This is a genomic window from Acinetobacter sp. C15, from assembly GCF_013420645.1.
Lineage (GTDB): Bacteria > Pseudomonadota > Gammaproteobacteria > Pseudomonadales > Moraxellaceae > Acinetobacter > Acinetobacter indicus.
Genome location: NZ_VOXR01000001.1, coordinates 148,446 through 170,337, shown reverse-complemented (window position 1 = coordinate 170,337; position 21,892 = coordinate 148,446). Strand labels below are relative to the sequence as shown.

At 45.0% G+C, this 21,892-nt stretch carries 20 protein-coding genes; 12 read left to right on the top strand and 8 right to left on the bottom strand.

The annotated features are described in order from the left end of the window. Positions 1 to 65 precede the first annotated feature (65 nt). The gene (locus FTT63_RS00825) at positions 66 to 515 is read left to right on the top strand and encodes an N-acetyltransferase (RefSeq protein ID WP_127799375.1); all 450 of its coding nucleotides are present in this window, start codon (positions 66 to 68) and stop codon (positions 513 to 515) included. 112 nt (positions 516 to 627) lie between these two features. Continuing rightward, positions 628 to 1,212, top strand: coding sequence for a YceI family protein (locus FTT63_RS00820; protein WP_005177424.1), 585 nt, complete (start codon positions 628 to 630; stop codon positions 1,210 to 1,212). Between the two features lie 85 nt (positions 1,213 to 1,297). Here FTT63_RS00820 and FTT63_RS00815 read toward each other — a convergent pair whose 3' ends face one another. Continuing rightward, positions 1,298 to 2,008 carry a glutamine amidotransferase gene (locus FTT63_RS00815; RefSeq protein WP_127799377.1) on the bottom strand — a complete coding sequence of 237 codons (711 nt, stop codon included), beginning with the start codon at positions 2,006 to 2,008 and terminating at the stop codon, positions 1,298 to 1,300. Between the two features lie 237 nt (positions 2,009 to 2,245). Continuing rightward, the gene (locus tag FTT63_RS00810) at positions 2,246 to 3,757 is read right to left on the bottom strand and encodes an aldehyde dehydrogenase family protein (RefSeq protein WP_016658247.1); all 1,512 of its coding nucleotides are present in this window, start codon (positions 3,755 to 3,757) and stop codon (positions 2,246 to 2,248) included. Positions 3,758 to 4,002: 245 nt separating this feature from the next. Here FTT63_RS00810 and FTT63_RS00805 point away from each other — a divergent pair, with 245 nt between their 5' ends. Next, positions 4,003 to 5,184, top strand: coding sequence for a transcriptional regulator (locus tag FTT63_RS00805; protein WP_168406582.1), 1,182 nt, complete (start codon positions 4,003 to 4,005; stop codon positions 5,182 to 5,184). Positions 5,185 to 5,241: 57 nt separating this feature from the next. On the opposite strand, the gene FTT63_RS00800 is transcribed toward FTT63_RS00805, so the two are convergent. Together FTT63_RS00800 and FTT63_RS00795 are read right to left on the bottom strand one after the other, a co-directional pair. Continuing rightward, positions 5,242 to 6,237: an alpha/beta hydrolase gene (locus FTT63_RS00800; protein WP_180191881.1), complete on the bottom strand. Its 996-nt coding sequence runs from the start codon at positions 6,235 to 6,237 to the stop codon at positions 5,242 to 5,244. Between the two features lie 246 nt (positions 6,238 to 6,483). Next, positions 6,484 to 7,656, bottom strand: coding sequence for an iron-containing alcohol dehydrogenase (locus FTT63_RS00795; RefSeq protein ID WP_104491824.1), 1,173 nt, complete (start codon positions 7,654 to 7,656; stop codon positions 6,484 to 6,486). A 454-nt stretch (positions 7,657 to 8,110) separates the two neighbouring features. On the opposite strand from FTT63_RS00795, the gene FTT63_RS00790 reads away from it, so the two are divergent. The 4 genes from FTT63_RS00790 to FTT63_RS00775 all read left to right on the top strand — a co-directional run bounded on the left by FTT63_RS00790 (position 8,111) and on the right by FTT63_RS00775 (position 14,461). Beyond that, positions 8,111 to 10,129 carry a hypothetical protein gene (locus tag FTT63_RS00790; protein ID WP_180191880.1) on the top strand — a complete coding sequence of 673 codons (2,019 nt, stop codon included), beginning with the start codon at positions 8,111 to 8,113 and terminating at the stop codon, positions 10,127 to 10,129. 87 nt (positions 10,130 to 10,216) lie between these two features. Next, positions 10,217 to 11,932 carry an AAA family ATPase gene (locus FTT63_RS00785; RefSeq protein ID WP_127799385.1) on the top strand — a complete coding sequence of 572 codons (1,716 nt, stop codon included), beginning with the start codon at positions 10,217 to 10,219 and terminating at the stop codon, positions 11,930 to 11,932. 253 nt (positions 11,933 to 12,185) lie between these two features. Continuing rightward, positions 12,186 to 13,106 (top strand): LysR family transcriptional regulator, encoded by a 921-nt coding sequence (locus FTT63_RS00780; RefSeq protein ID WP_005177438.1) that lies wholly within the window; start codon positions 12,186 to 12,188, stop codon positions 13,104 to 13,106. 173 nt (positions 13,107 to 13,279) lie between these two features. After that, positions 13,280 to 14,461 carry a CynX/NimT family MFS transporter gene (locus tag FTT63_RS00775; RefSeq protein WP_227554659.1) on the top strand — a complete coding sequence of 394 codons (1,182 nt, stop codon included), beginning with the start codon at positions 13,280 to 13,282 and terminating at the stop codon, positions 14,459 to 14,461. A 43-nt stretch (positions 14,462 to 14,504) separates the two neighbouring features. Here FTT63_RS00775 and FTT63_RS00770 read toward each other — a convergent pair whose 3' ends face one another. Beyond that, a complete protein-coding gene (locus tag FTT63_RS00770) occupies positions 14,505 to 14,957 on the bottom strand; it encodes a DUF441 domain-containing protein (protein ID WP_034597660.1) in 453 nt (150 codons plus the stop codon). A gap of 151 nt (positions 14,958 to 15,108) precedes the next feature. On the opposite strand from FTT63_RS00770, the gene FTT63_RS00765 reads away from it, so the two are divergent. Next, positions 15,109 to 15,819, top strand: coding sequence for a pseudouridine synthase (locus FTT63_RS00765; RefSeq protein WP_163170057.1), 711 nt, complete (start codon positions 15,109 to 15,111; stop codon positions 15,817 to 15,819). A gap of 21 nt (positions 15,820 to 15,840) precedes the next feature. On the opposite strand, the gene FTT63_RS00760 is transcribed toward FTT63_RS00765, so the two are convergent. From FTT63_RS00760 to FTT63_RS00750, 3 genes are all read right to left on the bottom strand, one after another. Next, positions 15,841 to 16,284, bottom strand: a complete 444-nt coding sequence (locus tag FTT63_RS00760; RefSeq protein ID WP_005177446.1) for a GNAT family N-acetyltransferase — start codon at positions 16,282 to 16,284, stop codon at positions 15,841 to 15,843. A gap of 92 nt (positions 16,285 to 16,376) precedes the next feature. Then, entirely contained in the window at positions 16,377 to 16,712 is a 336-nt protein-coding gene (locus FTT63_RS00755; protein ID WP_127799418.1) for a type II toxin-antitoxin system RelB/DinJ family antitoxin, read from the bottom strand. 112 nt (positions 16,713 to 16,824) lie between these two features. Beyond that, positions 16,825 to 17,727 (bottom strand): RluA family pseudouridine synthase, encoded by a 903-nt coding sequence (locus FTT63_RS00750; protein ID WP_016658238.1) that lies wholly within the window; start codon positions 17,725 to 17,727, stop codon positions 16,825 to 16,827. Between the two features lie 128 nt (positions 17,728 to 17,855). On the opposite strand from FTT63_RS00750, the gene tsaE reads away from it, so the two are divergent. The 4 genes from tsaE (at position 17,856) to hfq (ending at position 21,869) form a co-directional block, all read left to right on the top strand. Continuing rightward, positions 17,856 to 18,335 (top strand): tRNA (adenosine(37)-N6)-threonylcarbamoyltransferase complex ATPase subunit type 1 TsaE, encoded by a 480-nt coding sequence (tsaE, locus tag FTT63_RS00745; protein WP_075166770.1) that lies wholly within the window; start codon positions 17,856 to 17,858, stop codon positions 18,333 to 18,335. Then, positions 18,325 to 20,307 (top strand): DNA mismatch repair endonuclease MutL, encoded by a 1,983-nt coding sequence (mutL, locus tag FTT63_RS00740; protein ID WP_168393937.1) that lies wholly within the window; start codon positions 18,325 to 18,327, stop codon positions 20,305 to 20,307. Before tsaE ends, mutL begins: the two co-directional genes overlap by 11 nt. 6 nt (positions 20,308 to 20,313) lie before the next feature. Continuing rightward, positions 20,314 to 21,258 (top strand): tRNA (adenosine(37)-N6)-dimethylallyltransferase MiaA, encoded by a 945-nt coding sequence (gene miaA, locus FTT63_RS00735; protein WP_005177459.1) that lies wholly within the window; start codon positions 20,314 to 20,316, stop codon positions 21,256 to 21,258. Positions 21,259 to 21,350: 92 nt separating this feature from the next. Beyond that, on the top strand, positions 21,351 to 21,869 hold the full coding sequence (hfq, locus tag FTT63_RS00730; protein ID WP_104472242.1) for an RNA chaperone Hfq: 519 nt from the start codon (positions 21,351 to 21,353) through the stop codon (positions 21,867 to 21,869). The last annotated feature ends 23 nt before the right edge of the window (positions 21,870 to 21,892 follow it).

The window sequence follows — 21,892 nt, the reverse complement described above, 5'->3', positions numbered from 1 at the left end:
ACGCTCCGAATGGGGCGTTTTTTTATGCTAGTTTAAAAGGCTGAATGATATAAAAGAAGACCCACATGACAGCAATCAGTATTGTGCCTTTGGCACAGACCAGTCAGCCGCAATGGCAAGCACTTTGGGTCGGTTATCAGGCCTTTTATCAAACTAAGTTATCAGATGAACTGAGTGCCCATACCTGGCAGCGTCTGACATCAGCCGAGTCTGCGCATATGTATGGTTTTGCAGCCTTGCTTGAACAGCAGATGGTCGGCTTTGTTCATGTGATGGAACATGACAGCTGCTGGACATTCAGGCCTTATGCCTATTTGCAGGATTTATTTACTCACCCCGATTATCGCGGGCAGGGTGTGGCCAGATTACTGATTGAACAGGTCTATATGGAAGCCAAAAAACGCCAGTGCGACCGGGTTTACTGGCTGACACAAGAAGCCAATCAAACTGCACAAATATTGTATGATAAAGTGGCACACAAGACCGGATTTATTCAATATAAACAAAGTCTGTAACGGCATCCATGCGTTAATCGTTTCATTGCTGCAACAGAACGTTTTATCTGTAGCAATGAACTCTAACAAGAAATCTATACACTAATAAGCATTCAAAAAGCGAGATAAAAGCATGAACTTTAAAGCACTTGTACTTGGTTTGGCGGTTACTTCAGTAGCAACAGCTGCGTTGGCAAAACCAGTGGCGTATCAAATTGACCCGACCCATACTGCAACTGTATTTAGCTGGGATCACTTTGGTTTCTCTACGCCATCAGGTAACTTCTCTAACATTCAAGGTACCATTAATGTTGATGAGAAACAGCCAGAAAAATCATCTGTCAACGTGACTATTCCATTAAACAGCCTGAACACCAACGTCAAAGCGCTGGATGAGCACTTAATGGCAGCAGACTGGTTTGATGCAGCAAAATATCCAACTATTACTTTCAAAAGTACCAAAGTTGAAACTCAGGACAAAAAGAACTTTAAAATCACAGGTGATTTAACCGTGAAAGGTGTAACGAAACCTGTAGTTCTGGATGCAGTACTGAACAAACAGGGTCCACATCCAATGACCAAAGCGGCAACTGTTGGTTTTAATGCCACCACGTCATTTGACCGTTCAGCATTTGGTATCGCCGGTTTTGTACCAAATGTAGGTGATAAAATTACTGTAAACATCACCACTGAAGCTTCTGTTGCTGCGAAAAAATAATTGCAAAAACAGCTAAAAAAAGCACCCGCTTCAGGGTGCTTTTTTTATGACGATGATAAATGTAAGGGCAATCTAAAGCTTCCGGTCAGCTTTGAGATTTTAAGCCGGCCAGAAACTGACCCAGAACCGTCGCGCTGACCTGTTGCAGTTGCGGCGCGTATTGCTGATGAGCGGCGCGTAAGGCGGGAATATTAATCTGGGCCTGACGTAATTCACAGGTATGGCCAATCAGCCATTTTTCTAAACTGTCTGCTGCAACTTCAGCATGAAACTGTAGTGCCAGAATATGTGGTCCGACCCGGAATGCCTGATTCGGATACAGGTCGGAGCTGGCCAGTAATTCAGCCTGTGCTGGTAAATCAAAAGTATCGCCGTGCCAATGCAAGACCGGTGTGTTGGCTAATGCCGCCAGTGGGTTATGCGCTGCATCTGCCAGACTGAGGCGGCTCCAGCCAATTTCTTTGGCATGGCCAGCATAGACTTTGGCACCCAAGGCATGAGCAATGAGCTGTGCACCCAAACAAATACCAATAGTGGGTAAATTCCTCTCTAAACGTACTTTTAGTAAGTCTATTTCTTGTTGTAAGAAAGGGTAGTCTGTGGTTTCATAAACGCCAATTGGGCCACCCAAAATAATCACTAATCCTTCATGCGCAAACGCCTTTTCTAGATTTTCCACACCAGCTTCAAAATACCGTACCCGTAAACCTTGTTCATACAGGACATCTTCCCACGCGCCGAGGTCTTCAAATGCAAGATGTTGAATGGCATAGACAGTGTCGGGTAAATCGAACATGGCAGATACTTCAGGCTGAAAGGGAGATTTAATGTAACGTGAAATAATCCTGAACTAAAGTGTAATACTTTAATAAAGGATAGATTTTTAATTTTATCTTCCGGTTTATAACACGCTGAAAGAGCGTGCTGCGAAAGTCATAGCATTTTATGTCGCAATAAAAACGCCCGATGCAAATACATCGGGCGCAGCTTGAAACGGTAACTTCAACGCTGTTGGAATCCTAAAGACGAGTCTTTAGAAAAAGCCAGCAGGTTTAGTTGAGTAGCTCACCAACAAGTTTTTGGTTTGTTGATAATGTTCTAACATCATCTTGTGGTTTTCACGGCCAATACCTGATTTTTTATAACCACCGAAAGCTGCATGCGCAGGGTAAATGTGGTAACAGTTCGTCCAAACGCGGCCCGCTTGAATAGCACGACCTGCACGGTAAGAAGTGTGCGCAGAACGTGACCAAACACCTGCACCTAAACCGTAAATGGTGTCATTGGCAATTTTAATGGCTTCATCAAAGTCTTTAAATGTAGTCACAGAAAGCACTGGGCCGAAAATTTCTTCTTGGAAAATTTTCATGTCATTGGTGCCTTTGAAAATTGTCGGCTCAATATAGAAACCACTGCCAACTTCATGACGTTCACCGCCACCCGTTAAAACTTGCGCACCTTCGGCACGACCTGTCGCAATACAACCCAAGATTTTGTCTTGTTGTTCTTGTGACGCCTGCGCACCAATCATAGTTTCAGTATCAAGCGGGTGACCTGTTTTAATACGTTTAACACGTTCTATCGCTTTTTCAAGGAAACGGTCAGCAATACTTTCCTGTACGAGCGCACGTGATGGACAAGTACAAATTTCACCCTGATTCAGCGCAAACATAGCAAAGCCTTCGAGTGCTTTGTCTAAGTAGTCGTCATCTTGCGCCATAATATCTTCAAAGAAAATATTTGGAGATTTACCACCAAGCTCCAAAGTCACTGGAATGATGTTTTCAGTGGCGTATTGCATGATCAATTGACCGACCTGGGTCGAACCTGTGAATGCAATTTTGGCAATACGTGGATTGGTTGCCAATGGGCGACCCACTTCTACACCGTAACCATTGACTACGTTTAATACGCCTGCTGGCAATAAATCTTGAATCAGTTCGACCAAAACTAAAATGCTGGCAGGGGTTTGTTCTGCAGGTTTAAGTACGATACAGTTACCCGCAGCCAAAGCAGGTGCAAGTTTCCATGTTGCCATTAAAATTGGGAAGTTCCATGGAATAATTTGCCCAACAACGCCCAACGGCTCATGAAAGTGATAGGCAATGGTATCTTCATCAATTTCAGAAATTCCGCCTTCTTGGGCACGAATACAGCCTGCAAAATAACGGAAATGGTCAATCGCCAATGGAATGTCGGCAGCCAATGTTTCCCGAACAGGCTTACCATTATCCCATGTTTCTGCCACTGCCAATAATTCTAGATTTTGTTCTAAACGATCTGCAATTTTTAATAAAATGTTAGAACGTGTTGTAGGAGATGAGCTGTTCCATTGTGCTTTGGCTTTATGGGCTGCATCTAAAGCCAGTTCAATGTCTTCTGCCGATGAGCGTGGGACTTTGGTAAATACTTTGCCATCTACAGGAGAGATATTTTCAAAGTATTCGCCTTTTACAGGGGCGACCCACTCGCCACCAATAAAGTTTTCGTATTGTGCTTTAAATTGAACTTTTGAACCGGGTTGATTGGGATCTACGTAACGCATAATTCTCTTCCTTTGATGGTTTTTTATAATCTGCCGTCATCTTTACCGTTTAGCACAATCCTGTATCTAAAATCAGGTTAAATTTACGGCTAAGGTATAAGGTACTTTAGTACGTTATTTGTTTAGCATACCAATATAAGGTTGGAAAAAGGTTGGAAAGTTGCAGGTTTACAAGCAGCGAACAAATCCTTACAAAAGTAAGCGGTACAATGGATGTAATGCCCACAGGATTGTGAGAATCAATAATGATGAAAAAACAAGACCTATTGGAAAAAAGGCAGCATATTGAACAATTTAGACAAAGCAGCAGTTTATCGCCGCTGCATGCGCAGCAAATTCAGCAGAGTATTTTAAAATCATGGCAACGCTCTCAAATTGCTGAAATTCCTGTTGATCGGTTGGCAGCCCCGTTAAATTATAGTCTAACGCATACACATGGTGGTTCGGCCTTACAACGTGCTGTGCAAAACTGTGCAGAGGATTTAAGACATATCGCACAGCAGTCCGACATGGTTGCAGCCGTGGGCGATGTGGGCAGTACAATTATTTGGACCGCAGCGAGCGCGCAAATGCGTAATGTGGCGGAACAGGTGCATTTTGTAGAGGGTGGGCAGTGGCGTGAGGAGTTGGTAGGCACCAATGCTTTGGCTTTGTCACTTAAAACGCAGCAAGCAAGTTGTGTGTTTTCCAGTGAACACTATATGTCATCATTACATGACTGGGTTTGTTATGCAGCGCCTATTTTAGACCCTTATTCCAAACAAGTATTGGGCGTAATTGATTTATCGACTACTTGGAAAAACCATAACAGTTTGGGGATGTTGGCAGCAGAACGCTGTGCTTCTTTGATTCAAAATGCACTGCTTGATCAGCAAAAACAGCAGCTTTATATTCGCGCGTTTCGCGTGCCACAAGTGTTATTTAATGGCAAAGTGGTGGTGATGACACCGCGTCAAATTGAAATATTGGTGATTTTGGCACTTTGTCCACAAGGCATGAGTTTAGATACTTTACACCAAGCTCTATATGGTGAGCGTAAAGTCAGTATGGGCACGCTTAAAGCTGAGATGTCTCAATTACGTGATATTCTAGGCGGGATGCTTGGTTCGCGTCCTTACCGAATTTTGGCGCATATAGAAGCCGATTTTTTACAAGCTGAGCAGGCTTTAGATGCTGGTTATGTGCAGTCTGCCTTACAAACGTGTGCAGGAGTATTTTTGGCGAAAACTGAAAGTCCATTTTTATGTGCATGGCGAGATTGCTTAGAATCTCGCCTGAGTGATGCCATTTTTAATGCACAAGATACTGATGTATTGCTAAAACATTTGGCACGCAGCCCTGAAGCGATTGACGCAGTGGAGCGTTTAATTGAATTGATGCCCAAGGGGCATCCTGCACATCAAATTTTATTAAAATACACAGCTTAAGGGATGCATCAAGTCATTTAGCCGTTAATTCACTTCCTTTAGTTCAAGTTTTTAGTTTTATAGCCCCTTGCGGTTTAACCAGTCAAACAAGGACTGATACACTTCCGCACGGACTTCGGGCGCAGAAAGTACCAAATCATGCACGCCATTTTCAATTTGGCAAAGCTGAATATCGCCATGCATGTGATGTCCATATTTTTGCATATCTGCAACATTTAAAATTACGTCAGTGCGTTGCGCAATCTCATTCCATTGGCGTGGATAACTACTTTGACTCGAATGCATAATTAAGGTGGGTACACCCAAATGTACGCTGGCATGAATTTCCTTTTGTGCTTCATGAATTGCACGTACAAAACTTAATCGCACTTTAGGATAGCGCGGTTTTTTCCATTCCAAATTAAATAACCATTCACCATGATATTGCTTGTGTAGACTTGGTACATAAAATGGATTAAGGCGGCTTGGAAATTTCATTTCTGGCAGTAATTTGCCTAATTGGCTTAAACGAGGAATGCCGACTTTTTTCTCAATTTCGCTCATATTGAAATCATAAAAAGGGCTGTTACACCATAGGCCGCGAATCAGTGGATGATTGGGATGATGTGCCACATATAACGTGGTGATTAATCCACCTGTTGAATGTCCCGCCAAAATCACTGAGTCATGTTCTTCTGCGGCAATTTGCTCAAGTGCAGCGGAAATTTCTGCATCATATTCAGACAAGCTGCGCACGTTGTACCAATGCTGATGTGACAAATGCGAACGCCCGTATTTGCGCAAATCTAAGGCATAAAAGTCGTAGCCGTACTGATTAAACTGGTCTGCCATTTCAGTTTGAAAGAAATAGTCAATAAAACCATGAATATAAAGTACGGCTTTACGGGTTTCCTGTTCAGCTTTTTTGCGTACCAAGGTAGCAATCACTTTGCCTTCATAATCAGATGGAAAATCCAGCGTCATTTGTTGGTAATCTGCACCCAAAATATCAGGTTGATAGCTTGGTGTTGTTTTTTGTTTTTTGCTTAACAGCATAAGGTGCTCGTCATCCATTTTATTTTGTCTATATCCTTGATGAGCTGTGCGCATTTGTCAAATTGAATTATGCAAACTCTCTGCATCTATAACGGTTTAGTTTTATGCTGAGAGTTCATTTTGTTCTGAACAGCAAAAAAAGCAGAACGCATCTGAGATGGTTCTGCCAAAGGGAAGGATAAAAATAAAACAGCAACAGAGGAAAATTGAAAAAAAGATGGGAGATGCTGAGCAAATCGTGATTCACTCAGCAGGAGATTCAAATTACATCGCGGCTTTAAAAATTTCGACCACTTGTGCATGATTGGCTTTACGTGGGTTGGTGAGCATGCAGGCATCTTTTTGTGCATTTTCAGCCATAATAGCCAAGTCATTTTCTTTAACGCCTAACTCTGCTAAACCTGTTGGAATACCAATTGAGCTAGATAATTCACGAATTGCATCAATTGCGGCATAGGCGGCTTCTGTGGTAGTTAATCCGTCAGTATTGACTCCCATCAATTCTGCAATATCTGCATAACGCTCAGGGCAGGCAATCAGGTTAAATTCGCAAACATGCGGCAATAAAATTGCATTACAAACGCCGTGCGGCAAGTTGTAGAAACCGCCAAGTTGATGCGCCATGGCATGCACATAGCCTAGAGAGGCATTGTTGAATGCCATACCTGCCAAATATTGCGCATAGCTCATGGCATCACGTGCTTCAATATTTTCACCATTTGCCACAGCAGGGCTGAGCCACTGGCTAATCATACGAATGGCTTTTTCTGCACAGGCATCGGTAATAGGATTGGCTGCAGTTGAAACGTAGGCTTCTACAGCATGGGTTAAGGCATCCATGCCTGTTGCTGCGGTTAAACCTGCAGGTTTGGCAATCATGAGTTTTGGATCATCAATGGCGATGAGTGGTGTACAGCGCCAATCGACAATTGCCATTTTAACGTGGGTGTCTGTATTGGTAATAATACAGAAACGGGTCATTTCCGAAGCTGTACCTGCAGTGGTGTTAATGGCAATAAGTGGGGTCATTGGCACGGTACTTTTATCAATGCCTTCATAATCACGAATATGCCCACCACCTGCGGTCACTAAGCCAATGCCTTTGGCACAGTCGTGGGAAGAACCACCACCTAAGGACACAATAAAGTCGCAGTGATTGGCATTGTAGGCATCGACACCGTTATGCACGTTAATATCGGTCGGATTTGGCTCTGCACCAGCAAAGATATGGCTGGCAACGCCTGCTTCGGTGAGGTAGCCTGCAATGGTATCGGCAACGCCAAATTTAAACAGTCCTTCATCAGTCACAATTAGGGCTTTTTTGGCGCCTAAATTTTGTGCTCTTACGCCAATTTCTTTGGCACAACCAGGGCCGAAGAGTGACACACAAGGAATATAAAAACCGTTGGTTTGATCTGCAATATTTTTAAAAGCCATGCTCAGATTCCTTCTTGCATTGGATATTGGAATAATGTGTTGTTATCGCGGTGTTGAACCGTAATTTGAGTATCCATTGCTTTGTTGTGAAATCCTACCTACCAAATACCAACCCTAGTTGCTGATCAAAGAGTGTAAAATAATCACTTGAAAATTATGGATTTTTAATTTGTTTTATTATCTGAAGTAGTGCGCAGTCTATAGGCAAGAGCACAAATCTTGTTTATAGTATTTTTTGTATCTCTAATTTTAAGGTGTGAATACAGCACACACATATTTAAAGTGTAATTCAATTAATAAGTGGCTTAAGCTAGATTGAAGAATTGTCCACTTTTTGCGGATGGGAAATAAAAAACAAAAAATAGGGATGTATCACGTGATGGGTCTATTCGGTGTAATCAAATAAAAATAAGATGACACTTAGATAGACCGCACTTAAGCATGAGGAGCGTATATGCAGCCAAGTCGCCAGCATAGCCAGTTGCATGCCGTTGCACAGCAATTGGTTCGTATTTCCAGTGTGGCCGCAGAAATCTATCAAGATCAAATGGATCTGGTTGGGCATTTTACAGCACAAAATATGTTTCGAATTGATCCTTTGCAGCATCGGGTCGAATTGTTGAATGGTCTGTTTAGCCTTGAATTTTATTCGCCAAAATCGCATACAAATTTAATAGAAACCCACTTTGAATTTGCGCGGCAACAGCAAGAAGCGTTTGAAGATTTTTTCTTACATGATCTGCATTTTTTGACAGGGGATTTAAAACCGCAGCATTCCTTATTTTTGCGTAAGCAGGCGCAGCAATTGCGGCAATTGATTCTGCAGCAAGTTTATCTTTGGGTAGATGGTGCAGCACGGGTTAAGCAATTGTTGTTGCATTTAGATGCAATGCAGGCACAAATTTTAGATCAGGCATTAATGCAGGTAGACGATCAGTATCAGCCAGTATTGACCAAATTTGTGCAGCAAGGGCAGCCAATTCCTGAAGATGTTTTAACTGCTTTATCGACACTGTGTGCTTTGGAATTTGTAGAGGGTGAAACCTTTTTGCCAGTGCAAGCACTGATGCAAAGTTATGATGATTTTTGTTTTAGTGCAGCAGAATTTCTGCCTAAAGCCATGTATCGTATTTTAAGTATCTCATTTCCAGAGCGATTTAATTTACAGGATTTAATCGATCATCAGGACGATATTCGGCTGTTGTATCGACACGCGGTAGAGCAGAGTCATTTATTAGGCTTTGTCCGGATTATGAACCGCGCGGTCTGGGCCGAAGATAATATTCTGGCCAAGCAGCATTTTCTGGAAAAAAATACCCGCATCTGGCAGACCAAAGTTGCGCGCTTGCCACTGTTTGATTATCCACGCGCAGTCAACTGGCTGTTTCGGCAATCGAAGCTGGTGCTGGACTGGCTCAGTGACAATATTCATCATTCCAGTGTCCGTGTCGCGGTGGTGGCGCTAAGTTTTGTTGATTGCAGCCAGATTCATCCACGCATTATTCTGGCCACCTTGCAGTATTTCCAGTATGCCTCGGCGCGGCTGTTTATTCAGAGCTGTGATCATTTTGCGCTGCAACATCAATGGTTTGAACATCAGCATAATTCCCGGGTGGTGCAAAAAGGCCAGCGCCAGTCACTGGAAGACCCGCGAATTAGCATCAGCCCGTCTATTTTGTATTTAGATGAATGGATGAATTTGCTGGCGATTGTTGCGGCACAGGATGAACTGCAGGTGAAACAGGTTTATGCACGTTTAAGCCGGGTGATGCAGGCCTATATGCTGCATCTGCATAAGGTCACGGCAGAACTGCCGGCTGAATTAATGCAGTTTATTCATCCGGAGAGTCAGCAATCGCGTGACTTTATGCACTGTTTACGCCGTCATCAGTTGACGCTGGAGCAATTCCGGCAGCTGTTTTATTTAAAGGCCGGGCCGGTGCGTGAATCGGTATTTGATGTCTATGTGCGCGATTATCTGGTCGATTATTTTAATGAAAAAAATTACACCCCGAAAAATGTCAGCTGGAGCAGTATTTTTCAGCGTGCGGTGCGCTGGCATCATGAGGTACATAAAGCCGAAATTCTGGCCAAGCTGAAAAAACAGTTAAACGTCCGCCACTGGCCGCCCGTATCGCTACAAGGCAGAACCCAGTATCTGGGCTGGTGCTTTGAGGAACTGAACAGTCTGGACCGGATTATTCAGGAGTCGCGCAGTTTTCATCATTGTCTGGCGGTGAGTTATAGCCAGAAAATTATTGAAGGCGAATATGTGGCTTTTCATATGTCATCGCCGTGTTATCGCCAGTCCTTAACGCTGGGTTGTCATCTGCTTGATGGACAGCTGCGCTTTGATCAGCTGGAATATCCGAACAATCATAAAGCGGAGCAATTGCTGGTCAATATTGCGGAACAGTTTATTCAATGGCTGAACAGCCGCTTAAAACCGGACCCATCTGCTGGAACTTTATGACAAGTGATGTCGCCAGATGTGGTTTTTGCCTTAACTTTTTGCTGAAAAATGGGTAGGCTATAGCCGTTCATCTACGGTATAGGTCTTATGAAACAGGAAACTGCACTCAAACTCTTAAAAGCGGGCGAAAATGTATTTTTAACAGGCTCGGCCGGTGCAGGGAAAACCTATACGCTCAATCAGTACATCAACTATTTAAAAGCGCGTAAAGTGCCGGTGGCGATTACTGCCTCGACTGGAATTGCCGCCACACATATGAATGGTATGACCATTCACACCTGGGCCGGCATTGGTATTAAAGATGTCTTGTCTGATGCCGACCTGAAAAATATGAAAGAGCGCAAATATCTGAAAGAACATCTGGAAAATGCGCAGGTCTTGATTATTGACGAAATTTCGATGCTGCATGTCAAGCAGCTGAATCTGGTCAATCAGGTGCTGAAATATTTTAAGGAAAGCGATGAAGCCTTTGGTGGTATTCAGGTGATTGTCGCTGGTGATTTCTTCCAGTTGCCGCCAGTGGGCAGAAATGATGAACGTAATCGCGATAAATTCTGCTTTATGTCGGAGGCCTGGGTCGAGGCCAAATTCCGGGTCTGCTATTTGACCGAGCAGCATCGTCAGGGCAATGACTTTTTAAACGATATTCTCAATGCGATTCGTCGTCAGGATATTGGCCCGCAGCATCTGCAGGCGCTGCAAAATACCCGTCAGCAGGATATTGGCGACACCTTTACCCGTTTATATACTCACAATATGGATGTCGATACCATCAACTTTAAGCATTTAAATGAAATTGATGCTGAAAGTCGCCAGTTCGATGCCAGCTGTGATGGGAATGACAAACTGATTGAAACCTTAAAATCTTCGGTGCGTGCGCCTGAAACCTTGACCCTGAAAAAACATGCCAAAGTGATGTTTGTTAAAAACAACTTTGATATGGGTTATATCAACGGCAGTCTGGGCGAGGTGATTGGCTTTGAAGAAGATGATGAATATGGCTGCCTGCCGAAAGTCAAACTGACTGATGGCACGGTGCTGCTGGTCGAACCGGAAACCTGGTCGATTGATAATGAAGCCGGAAAAACCATTGCCAGTTTCCAGCAAATTCCGTTGCGTCTGGCCTGGGCAATTACCATTCATAAATCGCAAGGTATGACTTTAGAAGCGGCAGAAATTAACCTGAGCCATACCTTTGAAAAAGGTCAGGGCTATGTGGCACTGTCACGATTAAAAACTCTAGATGGCCTGCGTTTATTGGGCTTTAACGAGCAGGCGCTGGAGCTGGACAGTCTGGCAATTAAAGCCGATCGCCGTTTTCAGGAACTGTCAGAGGAAGCAGAACAGAATTTTGCCGAAATTGACCTGACCGCACAGCATAAAGCCTTCATCCGGCATTGTGGCGGCACCTTGAATGAGGTTGAAATTGAACGCAATGAACGGAAAATCGCACGCAGTGGCGGCAAGCAGAATTATGCCTCAGCAACGCTAGATGAAACCCGGGCCTTGTTTGAAGAAGGTTATGAGATTGAAGATATTGCCCATGAACGTGGCCTGACTCCAGCGACGATTATTAACCATCTGGCGCGTTTGCATAAGGAACAGGGACTAGATATTTCGGTGGCGCATCCGGGTGAGGAAGTGGTGGAGCAAATCCGCAAAATTTATAAACGCCTGCAAAAACGTCAGCAAAGTGATTATTTTAATGATGATGGCACGATCAAGCTGCGCCCGATTGTCGAGCTGACCAGTCCGCGCATGGGCTATGATCAGGTGCGTCTGGCCTTGCTATATGTAGAATAAACTTTTCATCCTTCCGTAATAAAAGAGCATCTTAAAGATGCTCTTTTTTATGCTTATTCGGTATTTAGGCGTATTTCAAATTCAACTTCATCTTGCTTAAAAACAGCGCCATCTCTTAAAAGCTGCCTTATTTAGAATAATGAAACCAACTCATGGAATTTATGCTAAGATGAATTTAATTCATATTTTTATTTTTAGGGCGACATTGCATTCAGCGCAGTGCATCTCCTGATTTTGAGATACTTCATTTCCCATGCTTGAAATTCGTCATTTAAAAACCTTATTGGCCTTACGCGAACATGGTTCACTGGTGGCCGCGGCCAATGATTTATGCCTGACTCCATCTGCCATTTCCCATCAGTTGAAAGAGCTGGATCACTGGTATGGGGTGGAAGTGGTCAATCGTCGCTCGCGTCCGGTGACGTTTTCCAATGTGGGGCAGCGTTTGCTGAAACTGGCAGATGATATTTTGCCGCAGATCCAGATTGCCCAAACCGATATTACCCGGATTGTGCATGGGCAAACCGGCCGGATTATTTTTTCTTCGGAATGTCATAGCTGTTTTGACTGGCTGATGCCGCTGTTAAATCAGTACCGCCAGCAATATCCCGATGTTGATTTGGATTTTGCTTCCGGCTTTGAAGCCAATCCGCATGAATTATTACAACATGCCGAATTTGATTTACTGATTACCGCCGACCCGATTGCCTTAAAAGGCATCGAGTATTTCCCGATTTTTGAATATGAGTCGCGTCTGGTGCTGTCCAATACCCATCCATTGGTACGTGCTGCGGACATTTCGGTGCAGGACCTGGCCGAAGAAACTTTAATTACCTATCCGGTGGATAAACACCGCCTGGATATTATGGCCAAGCTGTTTATTCCGGCCAATATCTATCCGAAAGCCATTCGCACCACAGATTTAACCCAGATGTTAATCCAGCTGGTGGCCAGCGGTCGGGGTGTGGCGGCCTTACCGGACTGGGTGGTAAATGAATATGAACAAAAAGGTTGGGTCACTTCACGCCGTCTGCATTGTGTTTCGGCAGAAGGACTACGCCGCACGCTGTATGCTGGTTATCGCAGTGAAGAAAAAGAAAAAAGCTATTTTGAAGGCTTCCTGAAACAGCTGGAAAAATTTTCGCAAAAGCGTAGTCATTACTATGCACAATAACATCCGCACAAATAGCGTAATTTTTGAGTAAATAATGGTGAGGATTCAGGTCGTTGAATCATCTGCCAGCTACGCCATTTATTCAGGAAAAACATAAGATGAGATGTTTTTTTAATAAATGGCAGTTACTGAACTTGATAAGCTCAAGTCACAAGATTGAAGTGAGTAAGGGTATGTCCAAAGTACAATGGTTCAGCAGGGATATTTGGATTATTTGTGCAGGTTTTGTCGCGGCGATGCATGTCGGTAAATTACCGCCAGCGGTGCCGGTATTACAGCAGGAACTGGGGATCGGGCTGGTACAAGCTGGTTTGTTGCTGTCGCTGGTGCAAGGGGCTGGTATGCTGTTTGCACTGACCTTGGGCAGTTATGTCGAAAAAATTGGACTGAAACGCTGTGTCTTGCTTGGACTGGGCTTACTAAGCGCAGCCAGTTTGCTCGGTGGGTTTAGCCAAAGCGTCAGCAGTTTGCTGCTGCTGCGGGTAGTGGAAGGATTTGGCTTTTTACTGGTGACCTTAAGTGGTCCGGCCTATATTCGCCAGCTGGTGCCGGCAGAAGAAATTTCCGCCAAAATGGGCTTGTGGAGTGCCTATATGGGCGGCGGCATGGGGATTTCCTTATTACTGACGCCGTGGCTAATCACCATGATGGGCTGGCAAGGGGTATGGCTGACGCTAACACTACTGACCTTAAGCCTGTTTGCGCTGGTCGCCACCCGAGTGCCGAAACCGCAACAATCAACCCAGAAAATTGAAGTGTTTCAGCTGATCAAAACCACGCTCAAACATCCACCAGCGTGGATGCTGGCATTGATGTTCGGCACCTATGCCGGACAATGGTTTAGTCTGGTCGGTTTCTTACCGACGATTTATCAGCAAAACGAGATTTCCTTGACGCTGGCAGGCGCATTAACTGCCTCGGTGGCGATTGCCAATGCAGTCGGGACCTTTGCCTGCGGCATCATGTTGCAGCGCGGTTTGCTGCCTAAAACTTTAGTCCAAACCGGTTTTATCATCTTGATGCTGTGTGCCTTAAGTTTCTATATCTTTCAGGCCCAGTTACCATTTTTACTGCAGTTTGCCTGCGTGTTTAGCTTTTCGTTATTTGGTGGTCTGGTCGCCGCGGTGGTCTTTGCTCAAGCCTTGCGTTTTGCGCCTAGTCCGGTGGCCATTAGTGCGACCATTGGCATGATTTTACAGTGCTCAGCGACATCGCAGTTTCTGTTGCCACCAGCAATTGCTGCGATTGTTTTTGCCACCGGAGACTGGTTCTGGGTCGGTATTGTGATGGCTGCGTTCTCGGCAATGGGCTGGCTATTATGCCAAAAGCTGTTTCAGGCCGATGTACGTGCCTAATCGTGTATCCGTATCTCTTTAAAGCCGTGTCTGTATGAAGCGGCTATTTAGAACCAATCAATAACGATAAAATGCCGGCGGCAATTAATGGTCCGACCGGCACACCGCGCAGCAAGGCCACACCGGCAACCGTACCAATCAGCAGGCCAGCGACAATATTCGGTTGATGGCTCATCAGCTGTACCCCACGTGCACCGAGCCAGGCCACAAACAGGCCTATGCCAATCGCGAGTATGGATTTCCAGTGCATAAATGATTTCAGGATTTCATCACCGGGGATTTTACCGCTGGCAATGGGCGTTAGTACGCCAATGGTCAAAATGATAATGCCAATATTTAAACCATGCTGTTGCAAGAGCGGAAAATATACTTCCAGTGGTGTGATGCGAAACACGATTAACACCGCGGCAGCAATGGTGACGGCAGTATTGTGACTAAAAATACCGCAGGCCAATAAAATAAGCAGAACAATCAGGTTTAAATCGAGGTGTGACATACAGGCTGAACACGGTGGCATGGGAGAAAAAGAGGCCATTATTGTAGCCTTTTTCAGCGGGGCCTGCTGATAGATTCCAACTCCAGCGCGGTTTCAGTATAAAATACGCCATCTTCCATATTGATACAGCTTTCACTCCACAGGTAATTCGATGACTTTAGAAAAAATGTTGCAATCGCAAGGCTTTGGTTCACGCAAACACTGCCAGCAGCTGATTCAAAATGGTGCGATTGCCATTGAGGGTGAAGTCATCACCCAACCCAAACAGAAACTGCAGTTGCAGGGTTTAAAATTTTCGGTCTATGGGCAGGACTATACCTATCGGGAGAAGGTCTATATCGCGATAAACAAACCGCAAGGTTATGAGTGTTCACATCAGGCCACCCATCATTTTAGTGTGTTTGATCTGTTTGACGATATTTTGCTGAACCGTGGCCTGCAATGTGTGGGACGTTTAGATCAGGACACCACCGGTTTGTTATTGCTAACTGATGATGGCCAGTTTTTACAGGCGCTGACCCATCCGAAAAAGCATGTGGCCAAAGTCTATCGCATGTACACCGCAGATCCGGTCACAGATGCGCAAATCCAGCAACTGGCAGATGGAGTCGAACTGCGCAATGAAAGCGGCATTTTTGCTGCCACCGATATTTGCCGTCTGGCCGAGCACGAGCTGGAAATGACCATTCATCAGGGTGTCTATCATCAGGTAAAGCGGATGCTGGCAGCAGTTGGCAATAAGGTGGAAAAGCTGCATCGTCAGCAAATTGGCGCTTTAAACCTGCCAGAACTCGAGTTGGGGCAGTGGATCTATTTAGATGACGCCCAGGTACAGCAGGCGCGTACCCGGATGCAGGATTAAACCGGCTTTTAATAGATTGGGCTATTTTAAGAAACAGTGGTAGGTCTGAAACTCATTGTCTTTAATAAAGCCCATCTGTTCATACAGTTGATGCGATTGATAGTTGTTGTTCTGGGTTTGCAGACTAATCCGTAGTGCATTGTTATGACGGGCAAAATGAATTGCGGTATCAATCAGCTGTTTGGCCGAGCCTTGACGACGATAGACCGGCGTCACATAGACATCATCCAGAATATAATAGGTGGTACAGGCCACCGAAGAAAAGCCTAAATACAGCAGGATAAAACCGGTAATCACCTCATCTTTCACATGAATAAAAATCACGCTTTCATGATTTTCAAAACGCTGTTGTAAAAACTGGTGTGAAAGCTTCAGGTTAGAAGATGCACCATAAAATTGACGATATTCATCAAATAATACGGCCAGCTGCTCGAGATCTGCTACGGTTGCGCGTCTGACAATCATCCATGACTCCCTGCATATCTTATTGTTGTCTATGCAGCATAACCAAGTTTTTAGCAGATTAAATTAAAATATTGTTTATAAATACAACACTGTTAACTTTTGTCAGTTTCACCCAAGAGGGCATTTAATTCGGCAAACAGGTCCAGATCTTCATCGTCCAGTGGGGAAGTGTCGGGGCTGACGGGCGCAGGTGTTGGTGTGGCCTGAGTATTTTGCTGTTCTTGCTTGAGCTTTCTTAACTTGATCAGCTGCTCCAGATTAATATTCTGGTTTTCGATAGAAAAAGGAATAGATTTGGTCAGAACGACCTGTTTAAAGAACAGACGAACCGCTTGTGCCGGTGTAATCCCCAACTGTTTAAACACGGCAAAAGCCTGTTTCTTTTCCTGAGAATCCAGGCGAATTTGATAAACTTCAGTTTTTCTCATGATTTTAATTAATTTAAGTGCACTTAACTGTGTAGACACATTTTAATCTAACCATTTGTAATTTCAATATTCATACACAGGAAAAATTGAAATAAATGTAATGACAATTAGATTACAGTGTCAGGTCAAATTGGGAGCTAAACGCCATTGCTGCTTTGCTGATTGGGTCCTGAAAGCAAATATCTTTGGCCAGAAGCTGTAAAGGCGCAGAAAAATCATCTTCCGTTTTATGCTGCACCTGCGGATAAAATGGATCGTTTAAAATAGCAATTCCAAGCTGATTTAAATGCACCCGCAATTGATGCTGCTTACCGGTGACAGGTTTAAGCAAATACTTTGCCAAATGACCGTTATGCGCTAACAGCTCAATATCGGTTTCGCTGTTGGGTACTCCATCCACCACCTGCATGGTATAAAACGGCTGACCTTTTTCCATGCGGTAACGGGTGGTGCAAGGAAAACTTAAATCGGCACGAAAAGGTGCAATCGCATGATAGGTCTTGCGGACCTGACGTTCGGCAAACATTTGCTGATAAAGACCACGACTGGCCGGCTGTTTGGAAAATAGCACCACGCCGGCAGTTTCCCGGTCTAAACGGTGAATCGGGGTCAGCTGTTCATTGCCAGTTTGCTGTTTCAAACGCACCAGTAAGGTTTGCTGCACATATTGTCCGGTTGGGCTCATGGTCAGAAAATGCGGTTTATCTACCACCAGCAAATCTTCATTTTCAAATAAAATCTGATGCTGAAACGGCACCGTTACTTCATGGGCTAAAAAACGATAGTAAAAACAGTGTGTATGTGCCTGAAAGGGACTGTCTGTGTTTAGACGCTGACCATGTGCATCATAGACCAGACCATCCTGAAAGCGCGACAGCCATTCAGCTGCAGAAATATGCGGAAACTGCTGGCACAGGTAGGCATACACTGTACTTGCCGATGATGGCTGCAAGTAAACTTTGCTGGCGCTAACACCATTAATCATCGGGGGAATAAAATCGGCAGTGGAGCTCATGAACGGGTGCACATCTCAAATTAGGTAACAAATGCTGTGAAAAAATACAGATTCTGACGCAGTCGAATAGGCTTTTAAACGGCTGCGATGCTATCATAATTGCTGTTTTGAATCATGTCGCGAGTATTATGCAGTATTCATTTTGTCTGAACCTGAACAATGAACAAGAGACCCAAAATCTGGCTCAGGTTTTGGCGGCGCATTTCCCGCGCGGGGTGATTTATCTGATTGGGGATTTGGGCGCAGGGAAAACCACGCTGACCCGTTATCTGTTACAAAGCTTAGGTCATCAGGGATCGGTAAAAAGTCCCACCTATACCCTGGTGGAGCCGTATCAGGTCAATGGTCAGGATATTTTCCACTTTGACCTGTATCGCCTGAATGACCCTTATGAACTGGAGCTGATGGGCATCCGCGATTATCTGGATACAGCAAACGCCTTATTTTTATTTGAATGGCCATCAAAAGGTGGGGATGAAATTCCAGCACCGGACCTGATTATTAATATTCTAAAGTCTGAAGATGAACTGAGCCGCACCGCAACTCTCAACTCGTCTTCTGCCGCTTTGCAACACGCTCTGGAGCAGAATTTTACCCATGTCGGCTGATTTAAGTACACGTCGTATCCGCGCGCTTGATCCGGCACTGGCCAACCAGATTGCCGCCGGAGAAGTTATTGAGCGTCCGGCTTCTGTGGTCAAAGAATTATTAGAAAATGCGATTGATGCCGGTGCGACCGAACTGATTATCCGGGTGGAACAGGGCGGCAGTACCCTGATTGAAATTATTGACAATGGGCGCGGCATTCATCCTGAAGATCTGCCCTTGGCAGTGATGCGTCATGCCACCAGTAAAATTCAAACTGCCGATGACTTGCATGCCATTGTCAGCCTCGGTTTTCGCGGTGAAGCGCTGGCGTCCATTGCCGCAGTATCGCGTTTAAGCCTGATCAGCAGCCAGACAGATGAAGGGGTGGGCTATCAGGTTGAAGTGAATGGCACGGCTTTTGATCATCAGGAGATTGTGCCGGTGGCTGCGTCGAAAGGAACCCATATTCGGGTGCAGGATCTGTTTTTTAATGTGCCGGCACGCCGTAAATTTTTAAAAAAGCCGGGTACCGAATTTGGCCATATTGAAGAAATTGTGCGCCGTCTGGCACTGACGCATTTTGATATCCGTTTTGTGCTGGAACATAATAACAGCATCAAGCTGAACCTGCCGGTTGCTGACAGCGGCGAGCTGCGTTTTCAGCGTGTACAGCAATTGCTGGGACGACAGTTTACCGAAAATGCTTACTGGATTGATGCCGATAGTATCAGCATGCGTCTGTCGGGCTGGTTGGGCCATCCTTCCGATGCGCGGGCACAGGCCGATTTACAATATGTCTATGTAAATGGCCGGATTGTTAAAGACAAGACCATCTCACATGCGCTGCGCATGGCCTATGATGGTATTTTGCATGGTCATCAGCATGCGGCGTATTTGCTGTTTCTGGAAGTTGAACCTGAAAATATTGATGTCAATGTGCATCCAACCAAGCATGAAATCCGCTTTTTAAACCAGCGTGAAGTGCATGAGTTTGTGCGTCATTATGGCAAAGAAACCCTGGCACAGTTCCAAACCGCCAGTGCCGACTTGGCCACGGCCATGAAAACTGAAACCCCGGAGCCGGTGTTTGCGGCGCAGCCACGTTATCAGGAACAGTTCCAGCTGCATAAAGCAGCCGAAGCCATCGTGCCAGTATCTAATCAGGCGGCACCAGAATTACTGACAGATTTTAGCGATGCCCGCCCGCAAAGTGTGGATTATGCACTACCACAAGGCCAGAAAATGGCCAGTGGCCAGAATACCGGTTATAGCAACGCCTATACCGGTTCACAGCAGCTGAACAATGCGCTGAAAAGCTATCTGGCACCGTTACGTGAGCTGGATGAATCTGCATTATCCAGCCCACAGTCGGCCGCAGGTGATACGCAGCCAGCTCCGGTAGATGAACATCCACTCGGGATTGCCATTGCCCAGTTACACGGAATTTATATTCTGGCGCAAAATACCGAAGGCTTGATTATTGTCGATATGCACGCGGCGCATGAGCGGATTTTATTACAGCAAATGAAATCGGCTTGGGATAAGCCGGAATTCTGGACCTCACAGCAGCTGCTAATTCCTAAAGTGATTAGCATTAGCCGGATGCAGGCGATGCGGATTGAAGAGCTAAAACCGCAGCTGGCACGTTTAGGGCTGGATCTGGATCAATATGGTGATGAGCAGGTGATTGTGCGTGGGGTGCCGGCGATTTTGCATAAGGCCAATTTTGATGCGCTGATTCCTGAATTGTTGAATGATCTGGACCCGGCCGATGAAGCACAAGCGCTGCTACAAAAACGTGACCAGATTCTGGCCGGCATGGCCTGTCATGGTGCCGTGCGTGCGCATCGTATGCTGAGCCTGTCTGAAATGAACGCCTTGCTGCGCCAGATGGAACAAACCGAATTTGCCAGCCAATGTAATCATGGCCGCCCGACCTGGCGTGCCTTTCCATTGGCTCAATTAGATAAACTTTTTGCTCGAGGAGAGTAGTGGTACATGTCAAATCAATTGCCGGTCATCAATTTAATGGGACCTACTGCAAGCGGTAAAACTGCTTTGGCGTGTGAACTCTATGAACTGGGGCATTTTGAGCTGATTTCAGTCGATTCCGCTTTGGTGTATCAGGATATGGACATTGGTACCGCCAAACCAAGCAAAGCCGAGCAGGCGCGTTATCCGCATCATCTGATTGATATTATTACCCCTTTAGAGGTGTATTCTGCTGCGCAGTTTGTAGAAGATGCCTGTGCTTTAATTGATGATATGCATGCGCGTGGCAAAACCCCGATTCTGGTGGGCGGAACTATGCTGTATTTCAAGGCCTTGCTGGAAGGGTTGTCCAGTAATTTGCCAAGTGCAGATTATGCGGTGCGCGCTGAAATTGAAGATAAGGCGGCACGTGAAGGCTGGGAAGCGGTGTATGCCGAATTGTGCACGGTAGATGCTTTAGCCGGACAGAAATTTAAAGTCAGCGATAAGCAACGGATTATCCGGGCCTTGGAAGTGTTCAAGTTAACCGGTCAACCTATTACCAAACTACAAGCAGAACAGCCCAAAAATGTACCATATCGTTACACTTTTCATAATCACGCCTTGCTGCCAGATCGGGTAGAATTACATCAACGTATAGAAAAACGATTAGAAATAATGTGGTCAATGGGTTTTTTGAATGAAGTAGAAAGGCTTATTGAAAAATACGATTTAGATGAGAATTTACCCTCTATGCGCTCTGTTGGATACCGACAAGCTTTAGAATTTCTAAAGAAAAGTGATAAAAGTCTCAATAAAAAGCAGGAAATGGAGGATAAGGCCCTATTTGCAACACGACAACTTGCAAAACGTCAATATACTTGGCTCAGATCGTTGCAGGAATCGCATAAAATTCAAACATATTTTACGATAAAGCAGGCTCAAGAAGACTTGCGAAACTGTTACGGATAAAGCAAAATTTATGAACTGTCTTTTTTATAAATTTTAATTGAAAAATAAAGATAGTTTTTGCGCTGATTTTTAATTATTTTTGGAGTTATAACATGTCTAAAGGTCAAACTTTACAAGATCCGTTCTTGAATTCTCTCCGTAAAGAACGTATTCCAGTTTCTATTTTCCTTGTAAACGGTATTAAATTACAGGGTCATATCGAATCTTTTGACCAGTATGTGGTGCTATTAAAAAATACAGTAAGCCAAATGGTTTACAAACACGCGATTTCTACAGTTGTACCTGCACGTAATCCACGTCCTGCTGGTGCACCTGCTGGTGCTCAAGGCGCTGGTGGCTTCGGTGGTCAAGGCGGTGGCTTCGGCGGCGGTCAAGGTGGTGGCTTTGGCGGTCAAGGCGGCTTCGGTGGTCAAGGCGGCGGCTTCGGTGGTCAAGGTGGCTTCGGTGGTCAAGGCGGCTTCGGCGGTCAAGGTGGTTTCGGTGGTCAAGGTGCTGGCTTCGGTGGTCAAGGCGGCTTTGGCGGTCAAGGCGCTGGCTTCGGTAGTCAAGCTTCTGGTTTTGACAACGACTCTAAATTTGAAGATTCTCAAGAAGATGACAACAACCGTTAATCAATATTAAGGGCTTAAGTTCT